The organism is Vibrio sp. 10N.222.46.A1 (assembly GCF_041473595.1).
Lineage (GTDB): Bacteria > Pseudomonadota > Gammaproteobacteria > Enterobacterales > Vibrionaceae > Vibrio > Vibrio tasmaniensis_A.
Genome location: NZ_JBFRSN010000382.1, coordinates 1 through 10,039 on the forward strand (window position 1 = coordinate 1; position 10,039 = coordinate 10,039).

Genomic DNA, 10,039 nt, shown 5'->3' on the forward strand with positions numbered 1-10,039 from the left:
TCATAACCAACTGAATGCTATGCATTTAATATAAAATCGGGTCTCAACATTCCGTGTGAAAACGTGCAAGCACACATTGCCGCCTTTGTAAGGCACGTTATCATTCTTAGCCACTTATCAATCCAATTACTATTCAAAAACTTAACACCATTACCCTCGTTAGGTTCGTGCTCATTCAGTGTTAAAAACCACTCTTTTTAAAGTCATTAATTATTCAATAAACTGTCTGTGTGTACAGGTCACTTAAGGGAAGGTAAAGCTAGTCGATTCTGACTCGTCATCAATGAATACGTGAATGTATAAAAGTAATCATAAATTCGGGCGCTTTGAGGGAGGTGTTGGTGGAAATATTAAAGTTACAGCGACTCTGGGTTCATAAACATTCAAAAGGCAAGATTCAGTTTTTTCCTTTTGAATGTTCCTCAGAAAATCACCACTACTCGTCACTTATTTGGATGGGATTTTAGTTACTAAGTGTGAGATGTGACTAGGGCTAATAGTCATATTTAAGCGGTTGCACCACAGAATCTAAGCCCTCAATCTTGAGAGCTAAACATAACTGCATTAAGTCGCCCAACTCACCTTGTGGGAAGCCCTTTTTATCGAACCACAGCAAGTATTCTTCAGGTAGGTCAATCAAGGTGCGGCCAGCGTATTTGCCAAAAGGCATTTGCATTCTGGCTAGCTTAATCAGGTTTTCTTTCTCTAGCATTACAAGCTCTTTCTAGACGTCGTCGATATTCTGTAGAGTATCACCTAAACGTTCAACCCAATAGTTGATCGCATCTTTGGCATCATCTAACGAATCAATCATAGTAGACAAGTCTTTATTACCCGCTTCGCGGTCGATGGCTGCAAACAATGGAGTACCGTCTTGCGCATCGCTGACCAATAGCTCAACACTGGCGCTCCCAACGTTGGTGTGCTCGCCTGTCGTCACCTTATATATAGTCGACATCGCAAGACCAAACGGCAGCACACTGCTTGTCACGGCTAAGATAGGGTTGGGCGTTTCAACATTACTTAAAGCGATACTCAAGCGTAGCGTGTTCCCTGTTGGTTCATCGACAATCGTTTTATGAGGCGATATTTTCGCTTCCAAACGACTTACCATATGATCTGTGAGCTCCTGAATGTCTTCCTGATCTAATGTGCCTTCTTCTGCCAACACAAAGATTTGGTCGATCACCACAGAGTCATAAGCGTCTAACTTGGATTTCAAACGTTGTTCGTCACGCAGCCCTATCCTTGCCCAAACTAAATCAACGCCTCCATCAGGGCCAGGCCGAAAATCTTCATAACTGGTGAATTTAGTAGCGGTTTTAATTGGGCCGCCTGCACAACCAAACAAAAACATGCTGGTTGCAACAAGCAAAAGGACTTTTAAAGGTTTCATAACGCACTTAAGTAAATCAAGGAATTAACCAAGTATGCCATACCCTAAGTTAAAAAGTTGTAGAAAAAGAGGTAAAACTCAGAGCTCGATCTAAAATCAATGGTTCTGAACAGTATGTGCATACTCTACGATCACCTGATTGCCTTCGATATAAGCATTTTGGATCTCACCATCAACACTCATTCTACTTTTCAGATAAACCACTTTGGGCCCGGATTCATTGTCTTCTTTAAGTGAAGGGAGCACATTCCTTGGCTCCAAATGAAGCAAACGACAGAAGTGACTAACGAAAGACATGGTTAATGCTTTCTCCCCTCTTAGCACTCGCGAAAAATCCAACTGGTTCATCCCTAGCTTTTTTGAAAACTCCATCTGCGTAATTCGCATTCGAGATTTTTGTGACATCCACGTTTGGTACAAAGCATCTCTATCTTGCTCAGTGAATTCCATTACCGGTTCCTTTATATAATTCATGCCAATCAATTGTCCGGCTTTTCATACATGACATGTCAGGGTTTGGTTAGTGGAAACCAAAGGTTTGGTTTTGATATGGGAATAACCTTGTTTGATCTGTTCAGAGCTATCAGAGCTATCAGAGCTATCAGAGCTATCAGAGCTATCAGAGCTATCAGAGCTATCAGAGCTATCAGAGCTATCAGAGCAGATAATGATCCGCCAACAAAGCAACAAACAAAATCATAAGATGATAAATGGAGAACTTAAAGGTCTTCATCGCCATATTAGGTTCATCACGATATTTCAGAACCCACGCGTGATAGACAAACCCACCGTTGAGCACCAAAGACGCGCTCAGATATATCCAACTGCTCATGCCAACTAATACTGGTAACACACACACGATGCTTAACAACAATGTATACAGCAAAATTGAAGTCTTGGTGTATTCGATTCCGTGGGTCACGGGCAACATGGGAATATTCACTTTGGCATACTCATCACGACGATGAATTGCCAACGCCCAGAAGTGCGGAGGTGTCCAAATAAAGATGATCATCACCAACAACCAAGCATTTGAATGAAGCTCGTTGGTGACTGCCGTCCAGCCCAGTAGAGGTGGCATTGCGCCTGCGATCCCTGCGATCACAATGTTTTGTGGCGTCGCTCGTTTTAAGTACATGGTATAAATCACTGCGTAACCCAACAAGCTTGCAAAGGTTAACCAAGCGGTGAGTTGATTGACCCACACCATTAACGTGGCAAACCCAAGTAAGCCGATACCCGCGGCAAAGCTGAACACACGCACACTACTCAGTTCACCGGATGGTAAAGGACGTCGATTTGTTCGAGTCATCTGGCCGTCGATCTTTTTATCGATCAAATGGTTAAACGCAGCGGCTGAACCTGCCATCAGCCCTATCCCAATCATCCCGAACACAGTTTGCTGTAAAGGTAATCCATTAGGCACAGCCAAACACATTCCAACCAATGCCGTCAGCAACATCAAAGCCACCACTTTAGGCTTGGTCAGCGTTAAATAAATTTTCCAAGTGGCTTTGTTTTTTATAGCAATTTCGTTACTTAAAGCTATGTCATTGTTGACTGCTATCTTATGAGTTAAGGCTGCGTCTTGAGCCACCACTTCATACTGTGTTGACGTTCTACTGACCATGATTACCTCCTTGTAATACACTGTTTTTCACCAAGCTCTCACTCGGTTTGTGTTGCCACACGACAAAATTGGTTACAACCATGCTGATGAGCAACATCGCTGCGACTAGGTTATGCAAAACCGCAACTGAGATTGGCAGATGAAACCATACATTACTGATCCCAAGGCTAATTTGAGTAAACAGGACTATTGCGACAATCACGCTCAGCTTTTGGTGAGGCGCTTGGCCAAATTTCCATAGCTGGTACACGATCATCAGCACCGTTAACGTCGCCACAATAGCCCCGAACCTGTGCATGACATGGATGGTAAGCCTTGCGGGATACTCCAACACGCCAAACTCATAGTTATCATGGCCGTGTTGAGCAAAATCGAAGGCATTCTTGAAATCTAAATAGCTTGTCCAGTTCCCTTCACAGATAGGTAATTGGGTACACACCAGAGCGGCATAATTAGACGATGTCCAGCCACCAAGCAGTATCTGCCCAACCACAATGAGTAATCCGAATAGTGCCGAGACTTTAAGTGGTGAAGAATAGGTAGCCTCACCAAAACGGCTTTGGAATTGAGACAAACGACAGTAGAGCAGACACAGCAGTGACAACAACGTGAAGCCCCCCATCAAATGCGCCATAACCACAACGGGCATCAACTTGAGAGTCACCGTCCACATTCCAAGCAAAGCCTGAAATATCACGGTTGCAGAGATAAGTAACGGAAGACCAGCAGCTGTTATATTCTTTTTAATACACCAAGCAACAACGACAAAGATAAGCAGCCCTAATGTTCCTGCAAAGTAGCGGTGGATCATCTCTATCCAAGCTTTGTCTGCTTCGAGAGCTCGTTCTGGAAATTGTAGATTGGCTTGATTAACGGCTTGGGTATTCGAGGGAACGGTAATCTTTCCATAGCACCCAGGCCAGTCAGGACAGCCAAGGCCAGCATCAGACAAACGGGTATAAGCGCCGAGCACAATCACGGTAAGGGTTAACAAGATAGTTAATCTCATCATGTGCATGAGTAAATCAGGGGCTTTATTCTGCATCGTTTATCTCCCTATACTTATTCCCTTTTCGCTAACAACACTCAGCATTAACGCAATCTGCTAAAGCTCATCAACTCAAGCTTATCAACTTAAGCTGATTAACTACCCAACTCGTGACAGCTTGAGTAGCTTTCTTAAATCATGAATCATGCCTTTAGATTGGCTGACTAGCTGCGAAGGATCAGAAACACTTTTGTATTCCATAACCAATTGCCCGAGTGGGTCAATTATGACAATGGAAGCTGGTGCAAACTCAGTACTTAATTGATCACCACCTGCTAACAAAGATAAATCAGGCTTGTTGAGCGAACCCGACAACGAGTTACCTTCTGAGACGAAAACAACGGCGGTCACTCGCTCTTTGTTTTTCCCTAGCGCCAAGTAACTTTGATTCAAATAATGGAGTTGTTGTTCGCATAAGCTTTCACACTCTGTGGGAGCGATATAACCCACAACCCAACCCTCTCCAGCCATGGGTACCGTTACGCCGAAATCCGCTAGTGTAATTCTTGGTTCTACCAATTCGCCTGAGTTAGTGACACCTGACGTATACCAATTTTGATCCAACACAGTTTTGGCGATAATGGCTGGCAAAGCGAAAATTAAAACGAGTCCGATTAATACCAAGCGTCCTTTAGTACGACGGCTTCTGAGCTCAGCCATGTTTGCCTCGGTACTTTCCCTGTTCACTTGTGCTTGAGACTTATCCATCGTTGTTCTCCGTGATAGGTGTCGCTTTTAGGTACCGATAGCCAATTAACAACATCAAAAACAAAAGTACCGCAGCCATAACAAACCATTGAAATGAGTAACCAAAGTGCTTCTCAGATTTCATCGCCGTTGGACGCCATAACATTTCATAGGGCCATGCATCTAAACTCTGAGGTTGGAAGACAAAGGGCAGCACTTCTTGCCCGGTGTACTGTGATAGCGCTGTTATGTTTAAGTTTTGAATTCTATTCGGTGTCGTATTTTCTAATCCCAACTCATGACTTAGAGGGTTCAACGAACGTGTGTACAAACGCCCTGACATATTGGTTGGTAGTGTGATGCTTCCTAATTGGGGTAGCTCTCTTCTGTCACGGCTCGCTGCAACGAACCCAAGATCGATCAACAGTTGTTTTCTTCCATCTTGTGTTGGAACTTCGCCCAACATGTAGATCACATACCCTACCGTTCCTTGGTTAATCTGGTTGTCTAACAAAACCACTAATCCACTGGGTGCTTCCAGCTCAAGGTCAACTCTCAAACCATTTAAAGACGGCTGTTCAGATGCACCTTGCATTTGTGTACGCGAGCCCTTCCATTCAGAGATAACCGTGTCCAATGACCTAGACGATTGCTGCGCTCTTTCTGATAGCTGCTGTTCATAGCGCAATTTCTCGTTACCTCGATCTAACTGCCACAAACCCAACTTGATTAAAGCGCCGACTGAAACCACAGTTAAAACAACCGCTATCCAAAAACCTTTACTGCGGAACTTGTGTTCATCATCAATCAATCGGTTTGGAGTTATCACTATGGCGTCATCTACCTTTGTGTTGTTGTTTAAAATTGTGTTAGTCGCTTTGCTGTTCTTCATCGCTTTCAATTTGATGAAAGGCCTAATTCAAATCGCCTCTGGTAAACACAATGGCAAAAGACTGAGTCACTTCTTAGGTCGCCGTGTGATGCTGTCTGCCATCGTCGTGCTATTGTTGTTACTTGCCCTAGCCTCAGGCACCATCACTCCAAATCCAAGACCTTACTAAGGCATTCAAGTTTTCAAACTTATTTATTCTTCAATACACGACTTAAAGCAGCCCCGTATATCATCAAAGTACATAGACAAACACGAACAGGCCTAACCAAACCACATCAACAAAGTGCCAATACCAACTGCCCGCTTGGAACGCAAAGTGGTCTTTCGGAGTGAAGTGGTCTTTCGCAACCCTTGCCAGCAACACGATCAAAAAGATAGTTCCTAAACAGACATGCAAACCATGGAACCCAGTCAACAAGAAGAAGGTATTGCCGTAGATACCAGACTGAAGTGTCAGCCCCATCTCTTGATAAGCGTGAAGATACTCTTCAACTTGAAAGAACAGGAAGAAGCCAGCCAGAACAATGGTTATCTCCAACCAGACGATCAAAGCCATACGCTTATTTTGTTCAAGACTGATATGTGCCATGTGCAGCGTCACAGAGGAAAGCAGCAGGATAATGGTGTTCTTAAGCGGGATACCTTGCCAAGGCATGGCTTGTGTCGTTACGCCATCAGGGGTAGTCGTTAGCGGCCATATTGATTGGAACATCGGCCACAATACTTCATGGGTCATTTCATTATTGCCCGCACCACCAATCCAAGGAACAGAAATCATGCGTGCATAGAAAAGCGCGCCAAAAAAAGCGCCGAAGAACATGATTTCGGAGAAAATAAACCAACTCATTCCTTGTCTAAAAGAACGAGAAATCTGCTCAGAATAGAGACCACTCAATGATTCTGTGATCACATTGCTAAACCAACCTGCGAGCATGTAAAGCAGCACTGCAAACCCGACTAACAACACCGCTTTGCCAAATACTCCACCTGCGGCGTCGGTGCCCATGTTTTGCACCGTCAAGCCAGCGCCAACTGCGACCAAAAACAGTGCTACAGCACCCACCAATGGCCAGTGGCTTTGGTGTGGAACGAAATAAACTTCCTTTTTAGAACTCATCGCTCAACTCCTTTTGTTGATTCTGGTTCTGTAAACCCCTAGTTACTTGCGAGTGTGCTCAATGTTGATGTACTCACTTCAGGCTTACTTGCCTCTCCACTCACCTGACTCGTGATGTTAAACAGCGTATATGAGAGCGTGAGTGTATGTATCGATTCTGGAATATCTGGCTCAATGTAAAATATCAAACCCATTTCTGCGCTCTTGTGCCCGTCCAATGGCTGCTGATTAAAGCAAAAGCATTCCATCTTATTGAAGTAAGTTGCTCCCATACCTGGAGAAACCGATGGTACGGCTTGGCCAACCAATGAGGCTCCAGAAAGGTTTTTGGCAATGTAGTTAGTTTGAACCACCTCACCAGGATGAACCTCTAATACTCGAACCTCAGGCGAAAACTGCCACGGCATATCTGGCTTAATGTGCGACATGAATTCAACACGAACAGTACGAGAGTAATCAGGCTGCATTCCCTGAGGTTGAACGGCAGAGACCGTGTTGGTTTTGCCGTTGATCCCCAAGGCTTCACACATTACGTCATACAGAGGAACCAAAGCGAAACCGAAGCCAAACATCGCGACCACGCTCAACACCAAGTAGCCCGTCAGCTTTTTAGTCGAGCGCTTATTAGACAGGCGCTTTGGTTGTTTTTTATCTTGATTGGGATCGCTTTGCTTATCACTCATAGCTAATCCCTCTAGTCTACTTTAGGTGGATGAGTAAAGGTGTGGTGAGGCGCTGGGCTTGGTACTGTCCATTCTAGCCCTTCAGCCCTATCCCAAGGCTTGCTTGGTGCAGGCTCTCCGCCTCTTACGCACTTAATAGCCAGCCATAAGAAAATCAACTGAGACAACCCAAAGGCAAAACCACCAATCGATACCACTTGGTTAACGTCAGCAAATTGAATGGCGTAATCTGGAATACGACGCGGCATGCCCGCTAGCCCTAAAAAGTGCATAGGGAAGAACAGTACATTAACTGAGATTACCGACGTCCAGAAGTGCCACAGACTGAGCTTGTGGTCGTACATATGCCCTGTCCATTTCGGCAGCCAGTAATAAGCTGCGGCCATAATTGAGAACACGGCGCCTGTCACCAGAACATAATGGAAATGAGCCACAACAAAATAGGTATCGTGGTATTGGAAATCCGCAGGCACGATAGCAAGCATCAATCCAGATAACCCACCAATCGTAAACAAAACAATAAAGGCAATCGCAAACAGCATTGGGGTTTCAAAAGTCAAAGCACCCCGCCACATGGTCGCCACCCAGTTGAAGACTTTCACCCCGGTCGGCACCGCAATCAGCATAGTGCAATACATGAAGAACAATTCGGCAAATACTGGCATACCCGTGGTGAACATGTGGTGCGCCCAAACCAAGAATGACAACAATGCGATACTACAAGTCGCGTACACCATAGAGTGGTAGCCAAACAGACGCTTGCCACTGAATGCTGGAATGATGGCTGAGACAATACCAAAAGACGGCAAGATCATGATGTACACTTCAGGGTGCCCAAAGAACCAGAATATGTGCTGGAACATCACCGGGTCCCCACCACCAGCGGCATCAAAGAAGCTAGTACCAAAGTATTTGTCGGTCAGCACCATGGTAACCGCACCCGCGAGCACGGGCATCACGGCTATTAATAAGAAAGCGGTAATTAACCATGTCCATACGAACATCGGTAGCTTGAACCAAGTCATACCCGGCGCGCGCATGTTCACTATGGTTACGATCACGTTAATCGCCCCCATGATCGAACTGATCCCCATAATATGAACTGAGAATACGAATAGCGCGGTGCTGTCTGGGCCATAAGTTGTTGAGAGCGGAGCATAAAATGTCCAACCAAAACTCGGCCCGCCTCCCTCAGTAAACAAAGATCCGATCAAGATTAAAAATGCAAAAGGCAGAATCCAGAAACTGAGGTTGTTCATTCTCGGCAACGCCATATCTGGAGCTCCGATCATCATCGGAATCATCCAGTTAGCCAAGCCCGTAAAAGCGGGCATTACTGCGCCAAACACCATGATCAAGCCATGGACAGTGGTCATCTGATTGAAGAAATCGGGCTCAACGAGTTGTAACCCTGGTTGGAACAGCTCCGCACGGATCACCATTGCCATGGCACCACCCGTTAAGAACATCGCAAAACTGAACCAAAGATATAATGTGCCAATGTCTTTATGATTGGTTGAATACAGCCAACGAGCCCAGCCTTTAGGTGCCGCATGTGAGTCGTGATCATCAACAGGCAAATCATTATTACCCAATGTGCCTTCTACAGAATGGCTCAGTGCTTGATCTTCTGCTGGAGCCGATTTCACCGGCTTATTGATTGGTGAACTCATAACTGATCCTTAGCATCATTTTGTGCATCATCCGTTGAGCTTTCAGAACTGCCTTCTTGCTTCGCCTTATAAGCGTTGATATCTGAAGCCTGAACAATATCGCCGGTGTTATTACCCCAAGCATTTCGTTGATAAGTCACTACCGCTGCGATCTCTTTCTCGGTTAACTGATTATCGAATGCTTGCATCGCCGTTCCGCCACGACCATAAACAATGGTGTCGATATGAACATCCACATCACCAAGGGCAATAGGACTTCCTTTGATAGCAGGGAATGCTCCGGGAATGCCTTCACCGTTTGCTTGGTGACAAACCGCACATCGAGTTTTGTAAACCTCTTCACCGATGGTATTCAACTCTTCCAAAGAAAGTGACGCATCTAATGCATCTTTCGCGGCTTGTTGTTCGGCTATCGCCAACTCTTTCTGTTCTGCTAGCCATGCGTCAAACTCGTCTTCTTCCATGGCATGCACCACTATCGGCATGAAACCATGAGCGCGGCCACACAACTCTGCACACTGCCCGCGGTAGACGCCGGGCTCATCTATCTTTGTCCAAGCCTCATTAATAAAACCTGGAATGGTATCTTTCTTAACGGCGAATGCTGGCACCCACCATGAGTGAATCACATCATCGGAAGTCATCAAAAAGCGGACTTTACGATTGATAGGCAGTACAAGTGGCTTATCAACTTCTAGCAGGTAATGCGCGCCTTTCACTTCGATGCCTTCAATCTCTTTGTCACTGGTTGCTAGGAGGCTGAAAAACTCAACGTCTTCACCAAAATAGCTGTAGTGCCATTTCCATTGTGACCCTGTGATTTTTACGGTCAGATCTGATTGGGAGGTGTCTTCCATCGCTATTAAGGTTTTAGTGGCGGGTATCGCCATAGCGATAAGGATAATAATAGGAA

General features: G+C 45.2%; 12 protein-coding genes. 1 reads left to right on the top strand and 11 read right to left on the bottom strand.

Features of this window, described 5'->3' with window-relative positions:
- Positions 1 to 493: 493 nt before the first annotated feature.
- The 7 genes from AB4496_RS12100 to AB4496_RS12130 all read right to left on the bottom strand — a co-directional run bounded on the left by AB4496_RS12100 (position 494) and on the right by AB4496_RS12130 (position 5,653).
- On the bottom strand, positions 494 to 712 hold the full coding sequence (locus tag AB4496_RS12100; protein ID WP_009845653.1) for a DUF3820 family protein: 219 nt from the start codon (positions 710 to 712) through the stop codon (positions 494 to 496).
- Between the two features lie 12 nt (positions 713 to 724).
- A complete protein-coding gene (locus AB4496_RS12105; protein ID WP_009845654.1) occupies positions 725 to 1,396 on the bottom strand; it encodes a DUF3313 domain-containing protein in 672 nt (223 codons plus the stop codon).
- 96 nt (positions 1,397 to 1,492) lie between these two features.
- Positions 1,493 to 1,846: a hypothetical protein gene (locus AB4496_RS12110; RefSeq protein WP_009845655.1), complete on the bottom strand. Its 354-nt coding sequence runs from the start codon at positions 1,844 to 1,846 to the stop codon at positions 1,493 to 1,495.
- Positions 1,847 to 2,051: 205 nt separating this feature from the next.
- Positions 2,052 to 3,026: a heme o synthase gene (cyoE, locus tag AB4496_RS12115; protein WP_009845656.1), complete on the bottom strand. Its 975-nt coding sequence runs from the start codon at positions 3,024 to 3,026 to the stop codon at positions 2,052 to 2,054.
- The gene (locus tag AB4496_RS12120; RefSeq protein ID WP_009845657.1) at positions 3,016 to 4,071 is read right to left on the bottom strand and encodes a heme A synthase; all 1,056 of its coding nucleotides are present in this window, start codon (positions 4,069 to 4,071) and stop codon (positions 3,016 to 3,018) included. The genes cyoE and AB4496_RS12120 overlap by 11 nt, the downstream gene beginning before the upstream one ends.
- 102 nt (positions 4,072 to 4,173) lie before the next feature.
- Entirely contained in the window at positions 4,174 to 4,782 is a 609-nt protein-coding gene (locus AB4496_RS12125; RefSeq protein ID WP_009845658.1) for a hypothetical protein, read from the bottom strand.
- A complete protein-coding gene (locus AB4496_RS12130; protein WP_102257518.1) occupies positions 4,775 to 5,653 on the bottom strand; it encodes an SURF1 family protein in 879 nt (292 codons plus the stop codon). Before AB4496_RS12130 ends, AB4496_RS12125 begins: the two co-directional genes overlap by 8 nt.
- Here AB4496_RS12130 and AB4496_RS12135 point away from each other — a divergent pair.
- Complete coding sequence (locus AB4496_RS12135; RefSeq protein WP_009845660.1) at positions 5,592 to 5,822, top strand: DUF2909 family protein; 231 nt, start codon at positions 5,592 to 5,594, stop codon at positions 5,820 to 5,822. The two genes, AB4496_RS12130 and AB4496_RS12135, sit on opposite strands and share 62 nt — an antisense overlap.
- A gap of 63 nt (positions 5,823 to 5,885) precedes the next feature.
- Here the strand turns inward: AB4496_RS12135 and AB4496_RS12140 are convergent, their stop codons facing one another.
- From AB4496_RS12140 to coxB, 4 genes are all read right to left on the bottom strand, one after another.
- The gene (locus tag AB4496_RS12140) at positions 5,886 to 6,770 is read right to left on the bottom strand and encodes a cytochrome c oxidase subunit 3 (protein ID WP_009845661.1); all 885 of its coding nucleotides are present in this window, start codon (positions 6,768 to 6,770) and stop codon (positions 5,886 to 5,888) included.
- A gap of 38 nt (positions 6,771 to 6,808) precedes the next feature.
- Positions 6,809 to 7,453, bottom strand: a complete 645-nt coding sequence (locus AB4496_RS12145) for a cytochrome c oxidase assembly protein (protein WP_009845662.1) — start codon at positions 7,451 to 7,453, stop codon at positions 6,809 to 6,811.
- Between the two features lie 11 nt (positions 7,454 to 7,464).
- Positions 7,465 to 9,126: a cytochrome c oxidase subunit I gene (ctaD, locus tag AB4496_RS12150; RefSeq protein ID WP_009845663.1), complete on the bottom strand. Its 1,662-nt coding sequence runs from the start codon at positions 9,124 to 9,126 to the stop codon at positions 7,465 to 7,467.
- Positions 9,123 to 10,039, bottom strand: a 917-nt coding sequence (coxB, locus tag AB4496_RS12155) for a cytochrome c oxidase subunit II (protein ID WP_372131046.1), incomplete at its 5' end; no start/stop codon positions are given. The genes ctaD and coxB, both read right to left, overlap by 4 nt.